This is a genomic window from Streptococcus oralis (assembly GCF_003943415.1).
GTDB lineage: Bacteria > Bacillota > Bacilli > Lactobacillales > Streptococcaceae > Streptococcus > Streptococcus oralis_BJ.
Genome location: NZ_RJPK01000002.1, coordinates 95,182 through 109,093 on the forward strand (window position 1 = coordinate 95,182; position 13,912 = coordinate 109,093).

Here is a 13,912-nt window from a genome sequence, read left to right on the forward strand (position 1 = left end):
CATGTTCGGTCATTCCATTTCTGAAAAGGGATAGTAAAAGAGTAAAATCACTTCAAGTCAGAGACGTTGTTATAGAAGTTAAGCATATTTATCTTCAAAAACTTGAAAAAGCCCTTTCTCCCCCTAAAAATCGCCTTGACAAGTGCATTTTTTACTAAAAAAGGGTATGATAGTTACATCATGAAAAAGTAGGTTTTTTATATGAAAATTGTCCTTGTTGGTGGAGGGAAAGTCGGTTTTGCCCTCTGTCGTTCACTAGTTGCAGAAAAACATGACGTTGTCCTCATAGAACAAGATGAGGCTGTCCTCAACCATATTGTCAGTCGCTTTGACATCATGGGACTCCTTGGAAATGGTGCCGACTTTACTATCTTAGAGCAAGCCGGTGTCCAAGAGTGTGATATCTTTATCGCTCTAACTGAATACGATGAAGTGAACATGATTTCAGCAGTTCTTGCCAAAAAAATGGGCGCTAAAGAAACCATCGTTCGGGTGCGAAATCCTGAATACTCTAATGCCTATTTTAAAGAGAAAAATATTCTTGGATTTTCACTTATAGTTAATCCAGAACTCCTAGCAGCCCGTGCCATCTCAAATATCATCGATTTCCCTAATGCCCTCTCAGTTGAGCGTTTTGCTGGAGGTCGTGTCAGCCTGATGGAGTTTGTTATCAAAGATTCTAGCGGTCTTTGTCAAATGCCAATCTCAGACTTCCGTAAAAAATTTGGCAATATCATTGTCTGTGCTATGGAAAGAGACCATCAACTCATGATTCCAAGTGGTGATGTTACCATCCAGGACAAGGATCGGATTTTTGTTACGGGAAATCGTGTAGATATGATGCTTTTCCACAACTATTTCAAATCGCGTGCAGTGAAAAGTTTGCTTATCGTTGGAGCTGGAAAAATTGCTTATTATCTACTTGGCATTTTAAAAGACAGTCGCATTGATATCAAGGTTATCGAAATTAATCCTGAAAGAGCTCGTTTCTTTAGTGAAAAATTCCCTAATCTCTATATTGTTCAGGGAGATGGAACTGCAAAAGACATATTACTAGAAGAAAGTGCTCCCCACTATGATGCAGTCGCAACATTGACTGGAGTTGATGAGGAAAATATCATCACTTCTATGTTTCTTGACCGTGTTGGCGTCCATAAGAATATCACCAAGGTCAACCGGACCAGCCTCCTAGAAATTATCCATGCGCCTGATTTTTCAAGTATCATCACACCCAAAATCATCGCAGTGGATACCATTATGCACTTTATCCGTGGTCGAGTAAACGCTCAGTACTCAGACCTTCAAGCCATGCACCATCTAGCAAACGGTCAAATTGAAACCCTCCAATTCCATATCAAGGAAGCTAATAAAATGACTGCCAAACCTCTATCACAGTTGAAATTGAAAAAAGGGGTTCTCATCGCAGCCATTATCCGAAAAGGAAAAACAATCTTCCCTACTGGAGAAGATATGCTTGAGGTAGGAGACAAGTTGCTCGTGACGACCTTATTGCCGAACATCACCAAAATTTATGATTTGATTGAGAGGTAAAAAATGAATAAAAGTATGATTCGTTACCTCCTCTCAAAACTTCTCTTGATTGAGGCTGTTCTTCTCCTAGTGCCTGTGAGTGTAGCGATCTATTACCAAGAATCCAGTCAAGTATTCACAGCTCTCTTTACAACGATTGGAATTTTAGTCCTTCTCGGTGGGCTGGGAGTCTTACGAAAACCAAAAAATCAACGGATTTATGCCAAGGAGGGTGTCCTAATCGTTGCCCTCTGTTGGATTCTCTGGTCTTTCTTTGGTAGCCTCCCCTTTGTCTTTTCAGGACAAATCCCAAGTGTTATCGATGCCTTCTTTGAAATTAGTTCTGGTTTCACAACGACTGGTGCTACTATTCTGAACGATGTTTCAGCTCTCAGTCGTTCTCTCCTCTTCTGGCGAAGCTTTACCCACTTGATTGGAGGGATGGGAGTACTCGTCTTTGCGCTTGCTATTATGGACAATGCTAAGAATAGTCACTTGGAGGTGATGAAAGCAGAGGTACCTGGGCCTGTCTTTGGCAAGGTCGTATCCAAGCTAAAAAACACTGCCCAGATTCTCTATCTGCTTTATCTGGCTCTCTTCTCCCTTTTTGTGGTTATCTACTACCTAGCAGGCATGCCTCTCTATGATAGTTTTGTCATCGCTATGGGAACAGCTGGTACAGGAGGATTCACCGTCTACAACGATGGAATTGCCCACTATGGTAGCTCACTCATCACCTATCTAGTTAGTATCGGAGTTCTGGTTTTTGGGGTTAACTTTAATCTCTACTACTACCTCATGCTCCGTCGGGTCAGGGCCTTCTTTGGAGATGAAGAACTGCGGGCTTATGTCATTATTGTCCTCGTGTCTACAGGTTTGATTACTCTCAATACCCTCCACCTTTACCAAGGTGTCTCTAAGAGTTTTGAGATGGCTCTCTTCCAGGTTTCCAATATCATCACGACAACAGGTTTTGGTTACGGAGATATTACCAACTGGCCTCTCTTCTCCCAGTTTATCCTCCTCTTCCTCATGGGAATCGGTGGCTCAGCTGGTTCAACTGCAGGTGGTCTCAAAATTATCCGTGGACTCATCCTCACAAAAATTGCCAAAAATCAGATTTTATCTATTTTATCCCCTCACCGTGTCTTGACTCTACATGTCAATAAAACCGTGATTGATAAAGATACCCAGCACAAGATTCTTAAATATTTTGCCATCTACGTGATGATTATACTCTCTCTCATCTTTATCGTCAGTCTTGATAGCAATGATTTTCTAGTCGTGACCAGTGCTGTCTTCAGCTGTTTTAACAATATCGGACCTATTCTAGGTACAACCTCTAGTTTTGCCATCTTTAGTCCCATCTCTAAAATCCTGCTTTCATTTGCAATGATTGCGGGTCGCTTAGAGATATACCCCATTTTGCTACTCTTTATGAAACGCACTTGGTCTAAACTCTAATTATAATACAATTCCCCTTTTACAAGCTAGTAGAAGGGGAATTTTTCTATTAAAAATGAGAAGACCTTTCGGTCCTCTCCTAATCTGTTTATTTTTTAAGTGCTTCTTTGTATCGAGCAACTTCCGCTTGGTTAGCCCAAACATAGTGACCTGGACGAATTTCTACCATAGATGGCTTATCTGTCTCATAGTCATGTTGGTCAGGATCGTAAACTTTCAAGACCTTCTTGCGTTCCAAGATTGGATCTGGAATCGGTACAGCAGATAGAAGCGCCTGAGTATATGGGTGGACAGGATTGTTAAACAATTCCTCTGTCTCCGCCACTTCGACGATAACTCCCTTATAGATAACTGCGATACGATCTGAGATAAAGCGAACAACTGACAAGTCATGCGCGATAAAGAGATAAGTCAAGCCCAACTCTTTTTGGAACTTCTTGAGCAAGTTCAAAACTTGCGCACGCACTGATACGTCCAAGGCTGAAATTGGCTCATCCGCAATAACGAAATCAGGTTCCATCACAAGGGCACGGGCAATCCCGATACGCTGACGTTGACCACCAGAAAACTCGTGTGGATAACGGGTCAAGTGTTCTTTCAAAAGTCCAACTTCATGAATCATCTTTTGAACTTTTTCTTTTCGATCTTCTTCATCTTTAAACAAGTGGTAGTTGTAAAGACCTTCAGAGATGATATAGTCAACTGTCGCACGCTCATTCAAGCTGGCTGCAGGGTCCTGGAAAATCATCTGGATACGACGGATTAAGTCTGCTGATTCCTTATGAGATTTTTTCCCATTGATTTTCTGGCCATCAAAGATAATCTCACCTTTACTAGTGTTATTTAAACCAATGATGGCACGACCAATCGTTGTTTTCCCACTACCAGACTCACCTACAAGAGAGAAGGTTTCTCCTTTGTTGATAAAGAAGTTGGCGTTTTTAACCGCCACAAACTTCTTACTTCCTTCACCGAAGGAAATTTCTAAATCTTTAATTTCTACTAATTTTTCAGACATTTCCTTCCTCCTAGTCTTCTAGATGAGCAAAGCCCATTTTATCACGAATTTTGTCATGCAAATCTGCAATGACCCCAGGTTTTTCAACTTTAGGAGCATTCTCATGAAGCAACCAAGTCTTAGCCCAGTGGGTATCAGTGACTGAAAACTTAGGTGCTTTCTCTTCAAAGTCAATTTGCATCGCATAATCTGAACGAAGGGCAAAGGCATCACCTTTCAACTCAGTATAAAGAGATGGTGGTGTTCCTGGGATAGAGTACAATTCCCCTTTATCATCAGCAAGCTGAGGCAAGCTAGACAAGAGACTCCAAGTGTATGGATGACGTGGGTCGTAGAAGACTTCCTCAACAGTACCGTATTCTACAATTTCACCAGCATACATAACTGCTACCTTATCGGCAATACTTGCTACCACACCAAGGTCATGGGTGATAAAGATAATGGTAAAATGGTACTCATTTTGCAAGGTTTTAAGCAAATCAATGATTTGCGCTTGAATGGTTACGTCAAGGGCCGTAGTCGGCTCGTCACAGATCAAGATATCTGGACGACAGGCAAGGGCAATCGCAATAACGATACGTTGGCGCATCCCTCCAGAATATTGGAAAGGATACTCGTCAAAACGTTTTTCAGCGTCTGGAATTCCGACCTTGTTCATATAGTCGATTGCCATTTCTTTGGCTTCCTTAGCTGTTTTCCCTTGGTGTTTAATGATAACTTCAGTGATTTGGCTACCGATTGTATTGATTGGGTCCAAGCTTGTCATTGGATCTTGGAAGATGGTCGCAATTTTAGCACCACGAATCTTCTCCCATTCCTTGTTAGAAGTAAGAGCAGTCAAGTCTTGTCCACGATAGTCGATGCTTCCTTGGGCAATACGTCCATTGTCTTCTAACATCCCTGTAAAGGTTTTTGTTAAAACAGATTTACCAGAACCGGACTCACCTACCAAGGCAAGAACTTCTCCTTCAATCAGGTCCAGAGAAACTCCTCGGATAGCCGTCAGAACTTTGTCACGAACATCAAATTCCACGACAATATCACGAGCAGTCAAAATTACATTATTTTCTTTTGTCATGTCTACTCCTATCTATGTGTACGTGGATCACTAGCGTCCGCTAGGTTTTGACCAACAACGAAAAGAGATAGGGATACCAAGATCAAGGTTGTCAACGGAATCCAGAACAAGTAAGCGTTGGTCGTAACGTTTTGTGAGTAATCTGAGATCAAACGTCCCAAACTTGGCACTGTTACAGGCAATCCCAATCCAAAGAAGGAAAGGAAGGCTTCATAAGAGATGAAGCTTGGCAACATCAAGGTCATCGTAGAAACAATAACAGATACCAATTGCGGCATGATGTTTTTAACGATGATTTTAAAGGTTGGTGTTCCAAGTGTTTGAGAAGCAAGGTTGTATTCCAAGTCACGGTAACGCATGATTTGGATACGAATCATATAAGCAATCCCAATCCAAGTTGTCACACTCATGGCAAAAATCAAATTCCAGAAACCAGCACCAATTGAGTAAGTCAAGACAATGACAATCAAGAGAGATGGAATGTTTGAAATAATGTTATAAACTTCCATCATGATGCGGTCTACAGATTTTGAAATTCCCCAGATTCCACCAACAATAACCCCAATTACAAGGTTGATAAAAGTTGCAATTACAGAGATGAGGATAGAGTTACGCGCACCAAACCAAACCCCATCAAACAAGGATTTACCATTGCTATCTGTACCAAACCAATGTTCAGCATTGGGCTTGATAAAACGAGCAGAAAAGTCATTGACCTTACTTACATCGTTAAAGTCAAAGTTTGAGAACATTGGATAAATAAAGCTCATCAGGATAATGGCTACCAAAATCCCCAACATAATGACTGTTGATTTTTTCTTTAGAAATTGTCTAAATACAGAACCCCAGTATGAATAGGCAGGGGCGTCAATTGTTTCAGAGGCAAAATCGTCACGTTTTACGAACTGAAATTTTTCTTTTCCGATTGTTGACATTATTTGCCTCCTTTCTCTGTTAATTTAATACGTGGATCAAGCATGGTCATCCAGATATCTCCTACAAAGAGTGAGAAGATAGAAATACATGTGAAGATGAAGACGAGACCAACTACCATTGAGTTGTTGGATGCCTTAACAGAGTCGATCAACATTTTACCCATACCTGGGAAGGCGAAGACTGTTTCTGTCAATGTTGCACCACCAATAACTCCAATTACGGCACCAGGAATACCCGAAACCAAAGGAACCATGGCATTTTTAAAGATGTGTTTATTTGAAATTTCTTTTTCAGACAGTCCTTTTGCACGAGCAAATCGAACGAAATCTTGAGATTGCAAGTCAATCATATAACGACGAATCCAGATAGCTGTACTTGGTGCTCCCAATAAACCTAGAATGACTGCAGGCAAGACATAGGAACGCCAATCTCCAGCCCCCAAGATAGGGAATGAGTCTGGCAGACCGATAGATGATCCAATCAAGCGCACGATGTAAACCAAAGCGATCGTTGGAAGGGCAAGCAAGAAGGTTAGAGCACCTGTAGAGAAACTATCAATCCAAGTATTCTTGTGGCGAGCCATAGCAGATCCAAGAGGAATTGCGATAGCATAAGAAATAATCAAACCGATCAAACCAGCAACAGCCGAGCTTGCAATCATTGATGGATATTGATAATTGCTTTCTGTAGCTGTATATGGATCGTCTTTACCATAGTTAGCTACCTCACGCGCATCTGCTTGACTTGGTGACTTGTAGGTACGAGAGTAAATATCTACAGAGGAAGTCTTTTTACCCGTAGGGAATTGAACTTCTGATGTCTTGGTTTGTCCCTGACCCTGTGTGATAACTTGAAGCACTGGTGTGTTCGCATAAGTTGGGTAAGAGTCTCCCAAGTTAATGTTCACAAAGTTTTGGTGTACAAATGGGAATTGATTATTGAAATACAAAAGGTATTTATGTTTTGTACCTGAACCAACCAATGACCAACCAATAGCAGGGTCATTTTCAAAACGAAGATAGCGTTCCAAGTTTGGATTTTCAGGGTCTTGAATCTTGTTTGTATGATCAATGTCGAGCAAGTTCGAGTAGAATTTGAAAACACGTTCAAAAATTGGAATTTCACGCGTAGCATAGAATTGACCACTTTCTGAGAATACACCGAGTGTCCAACCATTCCCTAGTTTGTTGATGTATTTTTCGTAAATTGCCTTATTAGTATCATTGGCATCCACTGTTACAGATGAGTCCATTGTGCTCGCTTTTTCTTGCAACTCCTTGGTATCGTAATACTCGATATAGCCCATCCGCTCATAAACAGTATTTTCATAATTGTCCCGTTTATCAGGCGTCGTTGCAATCTTGTTATAGTTGGTATCCTGCTTGAAAATCAGTTTTCGCGGAACCATCGTATAGATAATCGTGTAGGTCAAGGTTGTCACCAAGAAGATAGACACCAATGAACGCAATACACGCATAAAAATATATTTCTTCATATCGTTTCCTTTTAAAATCCCAAAAGAACCTTCTCCTCATGGAGAGAAAGTTCTCTTGAGAGTTATTTATTTAACGTGATTAGCCAATTCTTTTTGAACTTTTTCGTTTGATTCTTTTTTCTCTTTGAGCCATTTTTCACGAGCTTGTTCATAGTCAACTTTTGTTACAACCTTGTCTTGTAACTGAATATACTTGAAGTATACATCTGAGCCCTTATCTCCAGACTGGCTGTATGATGCTGTGAATGGTACAACACGAGAAATGATTGGTGCAGCACCACTTGATGACATAGCTGGCAAGAAGAGTGAGCTATCTGTCAACCAAGCTTGAGCAGCCGCGTATTTTTCAAAACGAACATTCAAGTCGCTTGTTTCTTTAGCAGCTTCATCAACTAGCTTATCGTAGTCTTTCAAACCAACTTGAGCTGCTGCAGCGTTACCTGCACCTTCATAACCCATGTATGTTTTTGTTTGTTCAGCATTCGTTGTTTTTAAGATATCAAGGTAAGTTGATGGATCTTCATAGTCTGGGTTCCATCCAACAGCACCTGAGAGATCCCAATCTTCTGCCGCTGCGCTAGCTGCGTAGTAAGTAATATTCTGTAGTTCATCTGCAGTAATTTGTTGGATATCGATAACTACGTTTTCTTCACCAAGTACTGTTTCAACTGATTGTTTGAAAGATTGAATACGTGCAATATAGTTTTTAGATGATTGATCTACTGGAATATCCAAGTGAATAGGGAATTTCACACCTTCTGCTTCCAATGCAGTTTTAGCTTTGGCAAATTCAGCTTTGGCTTTATCGGCGTTGAAGAGTCCATCTTGACCATCCGCAAAGTTTACATTCTTCCACTCATCACCGTAAGTAGCCATCTTTTCAGTTACCAAGTCACCGAAAGTTTTTTCGCCTGCAGAGACAAAACCTGGTTTCACAAAGAGGTTACGAACTGCAAGAGGAGCACCTTCTTTACCATTGATTTGCGCTGAGTAAGAAGTACGGTCAAAGGCAAAGTTCAAGGCCTGACGGAAGTCCTTGTTAAGAAGAGCTTTCTTAGTAGAAGTCTTCTCTTCGTCAGTTGTCTTAGAAGTGTATTTATAACCTTGACGGTCAATATTCACACCCAAACCACCAATACCAGGACCTGATGGAGTGTAGTAGATATTGTCTTTGTATGTTTCTTCTACCTTAGAGTAATTTGAACTTGTTGGGTAAAGACGAGCATAGCTATAAGCTCCACTTGTAAAGTTACGTTCAATTGATTCTTGGTCTGAACCATCATAGTAGGCAAGTGTTACTTTATCAATGTGAACATTATCTTTATCCCAATAGTTTTCATTCTTCACAAATTCGATAGATGACTTAGCAGTCAAACCTCTCAGCAAGAATGGTCCATTGTAAAGCAATGATGTAGGGTCAGTCGCTTTACCAAAGTCAGATCCTTTTGATTTTTCAAATTCTTCGTTCAATGGCCAGAAGATTGAGTAGGCCATCTTAGAGTTCCAGTATGGTTCGGGTTTGTTCAAAGTGTATTCAAGGGTATAATCATCAACCGCTTTTACACCGACTGAAGCAAAGTCTTTATTGTTTCCAGCTATATAGTCAGCTAGACCTTTAACTGAATCTTCTGCTAGATACTTAGCTGCTGATTTATTGTCAGCTGCGTGTTTCAAGCCATTTACAAAGTCTTTCGCTGTCACTTCAGCATATTCTTCGCCATCAGATGTCATCCATTTAACACCTTTACGAATCTTGTAGGTATAAGTCAACCCATCTTTTGAAACTGACCAGTCTTCTGCAATTGCAGGGACTAGGTTCCCATACTTGTCATTTGTGAAGAGACCATCGATACCATTTGAAGTGGCAACCTTAGTACTTTGTTTCCCTGAAATGAGGTAATCCAAAGTTTCCGGATCAGCTGTATAAACATAACCATAGGATTTTGGAGCTGTTGAATCAGATGATTTTGAAGAACCGCAAGCAGCGAGAACGCCAGTTGCCAGCAAAGCAATCCCTGCTGTAACAAATACTCTACTTTTTTTCATGTATGTAACTCCTCTTAAAAAATTTAGGCTTATTGCCAATTATACCATAGATTTCTCAAAAAGTAAACGAATTTTCAGAATATTTAGGCGTGTATCCACAAAAAACTTTCATTTGTCAAATTTCTTTATTCTTTGTTTGCTATTTATCGAGTCATAAGGCAAACCTAATGTCCATAAAGCCTGATTTTCAGGTTTCCTCTCCCCATTTTTCTACCCAGTCAGAAAGGACAAGCTTCTAAATTGGATTTTCGATTAAGAAACTATTGACGTAGAATCATTTTCAAGGTATAATATTAAACGTTGAGGCGGTATAGCCAAGTGGTAAGGCACGGCTCTGCAAAAGCTTGATCGTCGGTTCAAATCCGTCTACCGCCTTTCAGTACCTGAAATAACAGGAATTAACCAAATGAAAAGCCCAAAAAATCGGGCTTTTTTGTTTTTTTCGGATAAATAAGGATAACTTTGAAAATCTTTTGGGGCGAATTTAGGGCGAATAAAAAAACAGTGACGAAAATCACTGTTTTACTCGATTTCTTCTTCGGGTTCTAATTCGGTGATTTGAACTTTTACCTTGGTAACACGCCCATTTTTCACCTTATCATTGGTTAGGACGATTTGTTTGTTTTGGCTGACCAATTCATAACTAATTTTTTCAGTTGTTGGGATCGTACCAACACCCGTCAAATAATAACCGGCGATAGTATCCACATCATCGCTTTCTAGTTCAACGCCAAAGTAATCGTTGAAGTCGTTAAGATTCATGGTTCCTTGTGCAATATAGGTATCCTCACCGATTTGATGGACTTCGATTTCTGCTCTGTCCGTTTCATCATCAATTTCGCCGACGATTTCCTCTAGGAGATCTTCCAGAGTTACCAAACCAGCCATACCACCATATTCATCGAGCAAAATGGCCATTTGTCTTTGGGTATTTCGCAATTCTTTTAGCAAGTCATCCACAAAAATAGTTTCAGGGACAAAGAGTGGATCTTGTAAGATCTTCTTCCAGACAATATTTTCAAAGCCATCTGCATAGGCAGCGTTTAGCAAACGCTTGGTATGAATCAAACCAATCACATTGTCCTTATCCCCATCATAAACAGGAATACGTGAGAAATTTTGCTTTAGAATACTTTGGATAATAGTTTGACTATCATCCTGAATATCCACCATAAAGGCATCTGTCCGAGGAACCATGACTTCTCTCGCCATCAGCTCATCTAGAGAGAAAATCCCTTGTAACATCTCGATTTCGTCTGCGTCCAAGGTTTCCTCGCTCTTAGTCAACATGTACTCTATTTCATCACGTGTCATCTTTTCATCAGCATCATCAAAGGTCATTGGCGTCACACGACTCAATAAATTAGTTGAAGCAGATAACAGCCAGACAAAGGGACTTACAATCTTTCCAAGACCAATAATAATTGGTGCTGTTCGAATCGCCAAAGCATCTTTCAGATTGAGGGCAATCCGCTTAGGATAGAGCTCACCAAAAACAATGGAGATATAGGTCAAGATTGCCAAAGAGAGAAAACTTGCAATGGCGTAAGCCGTCTCTCCGCTTCCCATCCAAGATGCGATCACTTGTCCAAGGGTATCCGCCAATTTGGCCCCTGACAAGATGGTAATCAAGGTGATACCAACTTGAATCGTTGATAAAAAGTGATTAGGATTTTCAAGTACCTTTAACAAACGACCGTAACGTTTGTCTCCCTCTTCTGCCTTTTGCTCTACTCGGGCACGATTTAGTGACACCATCGCCATTTCGGTGGCTGAGAAAAAGGCATTTAAAAAGGTCAATACAACTAAAAGTACAAATTGCAGTAACAAATCCTGACTGCTCGGGTCTTCCATGGTCTTTCTCCTAAAATAGTATCTTGTGTTCCATTATATCATAAATTAGCCTAGGAATCACATTATTTTCTAATTTGCACGATCGCTCCCTTATCACTAACAGACAAGGGAGCAATTTTTGTTCTTTTGTAGATTGTTTCTAGTTTGTCACCGTGACTTGACCCGTTCGATAATCAAGCTGGATCCCCTTTTGAACATTTGGGATTAGGACGTTGAATTCCAATTCACCATCTGAAGACTTGGCTTCAATTTGTGAAGCGGATGGAACTAGATCCTCATTTGTCGCATAGTGGAGTGTCACGCGGTAACGAACCCTCTTATTTTGATCCAAGGCTTTTCTAACCAAACTCTCATAATAGTTCTGGCCTGTCGAATCCTCAGCCTGCGCTTGGTTGGCCCAAGCTGTCTGGACTGCAATGTTCTTGGGATTGCTGGTAGAGGCATCAAAACCATCCAAACCACCTATCAAGGCATAGCCCAGCAGGTGTCCTCTATCAACTGCATGTGTATAGGTCCCCTTTAGATTCTTAATCTGATGCCATCCTGGTGGCGTCCAAGAAGTAGATCCATTTCCAGTCTCTTCACGATTCTTATACTGCCGAGTCGCTTTGGATAAGAGAGCATTGGCAACAGTTGGAACTGTTTCTTTTCCAACCGGTTTTATTTTATTATCCGCATAGGGTTTGCTAGAAACTTTGGCATCTAGATTGGTTTTATTGCCATTTACGACAAAGGCACCTGCCCCATTCCATTCTAGACCACCTTTTATTTGGTTCTTGATTGACTCGGTTAAGACACTCTCTGCCAACTCCTGATTAGGAGCTTCTGAAGCTTGTCTTTTCTGGCTAACCTTAGTTTTAGGGGTGTTTGGCGCTGACTGCATCTGCTTGATGTAATAGCTACCAGCAGATAATAGTAAGAATATGAGTAGCCCTATCAGAGCTTGTCTTGTTTTCTTGTCCATATCTCTCCTTATATCTCTAGAAAAAGACTGGTCTCCCAGCCTAATTTCCTGTAAATTTACTAATCAATTCTTGCCATTTCGCTGGAGACAAAATCGCCCATGGATCCTGTCCCTTTCCTAGAATCCCGTAGCCAATCATTAAGCCGATTCCTAAAGCAAGGAGTCCCAGCAAGAGTACGATAAAAATCAACAGTAAGTGACGGACTACATAACGTATATTTTTATTCTTCTTCATCATTTGCCTCAATCCGCTGAATCTTCGCTCCTAGCTGAGCTAGCTTCTCATGGAAGCGGTAGTAACCTCTATCAAGGTGGACTAATTTACCGACAACTGTCTCCCCTTGCGCTACTAAACCTGTCAGAATCAAGGCCGCGCTGGCACGAAGGTCCGTTGATAGAACTTCTGCCCCCTGTAAAGCCTGTCCTCCGACAATACGAGCTGTATCACGGATAATCTCCGAGTGCAAGCCCATACGACGCATTTCCTCCAGATGTTGGAAGCGATTCTCAAACACAGTTTCCACCATGGTTGATTCCCCTTTTGCGACAGTCATCAGAGCTGTAAATTGCGCCTGCATATCTGTTGGAAATCCTGGGTGTGGCAAGGTTTTTACATGAACAGCTTTGAGATTCTCCAGTTGAGAACGGACACGAATACCTTCCGACTCCTCCGTCACCTCAACTCCCATTTCAAGAAGTTTGGCAATCAAGGGGCGATTATGCTCCCAGACTGCATCTCGAACGAGGACATCGCCACCAGTCATGGCTGTCGCAACCATAAAGGTTCCAGCTTCGATACGGTCCTGTACCACATTATGAGTTGTTCCATGGAGTTCCTCGACACCAGTCACTGTAATTGTTTCGGTACCAGCTCCCTTGACCTTGGCTCCCATTTCATTAAGAAGGATAGCAAGGTCAACAATTTCCGGCTCACGCGCAGCATTTTCTATCACTGTCACACCATCAGCTAGAGTCGCTGCCATCATCAGGTTTTGTGTTGCGCCGACACTAGGAAAGTCCATGTAGATATGAGCGCCGTGCAGACGTTCGGCCTTGGCTTCGATGTAACCAGCTGTCTGGGTAATCTTAGCCCCCATAGCTTCCAAACCCTTGAGGTGGAGATCAATCGGACGACTCCCAATGGTGCAACCACCTGGCATGGATACCTTGGCATGGCCTACACGAGCAAGGATTGGTCCCAAGACAACGATCGATGCCCGCATCTTGCTAACATACTTATACGGAGCTTCCTCCGTGATATCTCCAGTCGCATCGACCTCGACAACATGAGCTTCCTCATCAAAGTCCACCTTGGCATTCAGACCTCGAACCACTTGATTCATGGTGAAAACATCTGACAAGATTGGAACATTCTGCAAGACTGTCTTACCCTTGCTTGCTAGAATAGTCGCTGCCAACAAGGGCAAGACTGCATTCTTTGCTCCCTCGATGGTCACACTCCCGACCAGACGATTATCTCCGCCTTGAACCACAATTTTTTCCATAGTTGTTTCCTTTACTTTTGAT

At 41.5% G+C, this 13,912-nt stretch carries 11 protein-coding genes and 1 tRNA gene; 3 read left to right on the top strand and 9 right to left on the bottom strand.

Features of this window, described 5'->3' with window-relative positions:
* Positions 1-201: 201 nt before the first annotated feature.
* Together trkA and D8801_RS03095 are read left to right on the top strand one after the other, a co-directional pair.
* A complete protein-coding gene (gene trkA, locus D8801_RS03090; RefSeq protein ID WP_125847792.1) occupies positions 202-1,551 on the top strand; it encodes a Trk system potassium transporter TrkA in 1,350 nt (449 codons plus the stop codon).
* A 3-nt stretch (positions 1,552-1,554) separates the two neighbouring features.
* On the top strand, positions 1,555-2,994 hold the full coding sequence (locus D8801_RS03095) for a TrkH family potassium uptake protein (RefSeq protein ID WP_125847794.1): 1,440 nt from the start codon (positions 1,555-1,557) through the stop codon (positions 2,992-2,994).
* 88 nt (positions 2,995-3,082) lie between these two features.
* Here D8801_RS03095 and D8801_RS03100 read toward each other — a convergent pair whose 3' ends face one another.
* The 5 genes from D8801_RS03100 to D8801_RS03120 form a co-directional block, all read right to left on the bottom strand.
* The gene (locus D8801_RS03100; RefSeq protein ID WP_001291315.1) at positions 3,083-4,012 is read right to left on the bottom strand and encodes an ATP-binding cassette domain-containing protein; all 930 of its coding nucleotides are present in this window, start codon (positions 4,010-4,012) and stop codon (positions 3,083-3,085) included.
* 10 nt (positions 4,013-4,022) lie between these two features.
* Positions 4,023-5,090: an ABC transporter ATP-binding protein gene (locus D8801_RS03105; RefSeq protein WP_125847795.1), complete on the bottom strand. Its 1,068-nt coding sequence runs from the start codon at positions 5,088-5,090 to the stop codon at positions 4,023-4,025.
* A gap of 8 nt (positions 5,091-5,098) precedes the next feature.
* Complete coding sequence (oppC, locus tag D8801_RS03110) at positions 5,099-6,025, bottom strand: oligopeptide ABC transporter permease OppC (protein WP_125847796.1); 927 nt, start codon at positions 6,023-6,025, stop codon at positions 5,099-5,101.
* Positions 6,025-7,521, bottom strand: a complete 1,497-nt coding sequence (locus D8801_RS03115) for an ABC transporter permease (RefSeq protein WP_125847797.1) — start codon at positions 7,519-7,521, stop codon at positions 6,025-6,027. The genes oppC and D8801_RS03115 overlap by 1 nt, the downstream gene beginning before the upstream one ends.
* Before the next feature lie 66 nt (positions 7,522-7,587).
* Entirely contained in the window at positions 7,588-9,567 is a 1,980-nt protein-coding gene (locus tag D8801_RS03120; protein ID WP_125847798.1) for a peptide ABC transporter substrate-binding protein, read from the bottom strand.
* 304 nt (positions 9,568-9,871) lie between these two features.
* Between D8801_RS03120 and D8801_RS03125 the strand changes: the two genes are divergently transcribed.
* Positions 9,872-9,942 (top strand) — tRNA-Cys (locus D8801_RS03125).
* A 147-nt stretch (positions 9,943-10,089) separates the two neighbouring features.
* On the opposite strand, the gene D8801_RS03130 is transcribed toward D8801_RS03125, so the two are convergent.
* The 4 genes from D8801_RS03130 to murA form a co-directional block, all read right to left on the bottom strand.
* Entirely contained in the window at positions 10,090-11,421 is a 1,332-nt protein-coding gene (locus D8801_RS03130; RefSeq protein ID WP_125847800.1) for a hemolysin family protein, read from the bottom strand.
* A gap of 139 nt (positions 11,422-11,560) precedes the next feature.
* Positions 11,561-12,385 (bottom strand): DNA/RNA non-specific endonuclease, encoded by an 825-nt coding sequence (locus D8801_RS03135; protein WP_125847802.1) that lies wholly within the window; start codon positions 12,383-12,385, stop codon positions 11,561-11,563.
* 40 nt (positions 12,386-12,425) lie between these two features.
* Complete coding sequence (locus D8801_RS03140; protein ID WP_125847804.1) at positions 12,426-12,620, bottom strand: DNA-directed RNA polymerase subunit beta; 195 nt, start codon at positions 12,618-12,620, stop codon at positions 12,426-12,428.
* Positions 12,607-13,890 carry a UDP-N-acetylglucosamine 1-carboxyvinyltransferase gene (gene murA, locus D8801_RS03145; protein ID WP_125847806.1) on the bottom strand — a complete coding sequence of 428 codons (1,284 nt, stop codon included), beginning with the start codon at positions 13,888-13,890 and terminating at the stop codon, positions 12,607-12,609. The genes D8801_RS03140 and murA overlap by 14 nt, the downstream gene beginning before the upstream one ends.
* Between the last annotated feature and the right edge of the window lie 22 nt (positions 13,891-13,912).

What these genes read in the sequence shown, in the direction of transcription:
- trkA (WP_125847792.1), top strand. Translation starts at nt 202, where the DNA reads ATGAAAATTGTCCTTGTTGGTGGAGGGAAAGTCGGTTTTGCCCTCTGT.
- D8801_RS03095 (WP_125847794.1), top strand. Translation starts at nt 1,555, where the DNA reads ATGAATAAAAGTATGATTCGTTACCTCCTCTCAAAACTTCTCTTGATT.
- D8801_RS03100 (WP_001291315.1), bottom strand. Translation starts at nt 4,012, where the DNA reads ATGTCTGAAAAATTAGTAGAAATTAAAGATTTAGAAATTTCCTTCGGT.
- D8801_RS03105 (WP_125847795.1), bottom strand. Translation starts at nt 5,090, where the DNA reads ATGACAAAAGAAAATAATGTAATTTTGACTGCTCGTGATATTGTCGTG.
- oppC (WP_125847796.1), bottom strand. Translation starts at nt 6,025, where the DNA reads ATGTCAACAATCGGAAAAGAAAAATTTCAGTTCGTAAAACGTGACGAT.
- D8801_RS03115 (WP_125847797.1), bottom strand. Translation starts at nt 7,521, where the DNA reads ATGAAGAAATATATTTTTATGCGTGTATTGCGTTCATTGGTGTCTATC.
- D8801_RS03120 (WP_125847798.1), bottom strand. Translation starts at nt 9,567, where the DNA reads ATGAAAAAAAGTAGAGTATTTGTTACAGCAGGGATTGCTTTGCTGGCA.
- D8801_RS03130 (WP_125847800.1), bottom strand. Translation starts at nt 11,421, where the DNA reads ATGGAAGACCCGAGCAGTCAGGATTTGTTACTGCAATTTGTACTTTTA.
- D8801_RS03135 (WP_125847802.1), bottom strand. Translation starts at nt 12,385, where the DNA reads ATGGACAAGAAAACAAGACAAGCTCTGATAGGGCTACTCATATTCTTA.
- D8801_RS03140 (WP_125847804.1), bottom strand. Translation starts at nt 12,620, where the DNA reads ATGAAGAAGAATAAAAATATACGTTATGTAGTCCGTCACTTACTGTTG.
- murA (WP_125847806.1), bottom strand. Translation starts at nt 13,890, where the DNA reads ATGGAAAAAATTGTGGTTCAAGGCGGAGATAATCGTCTGGTCGGGAGT.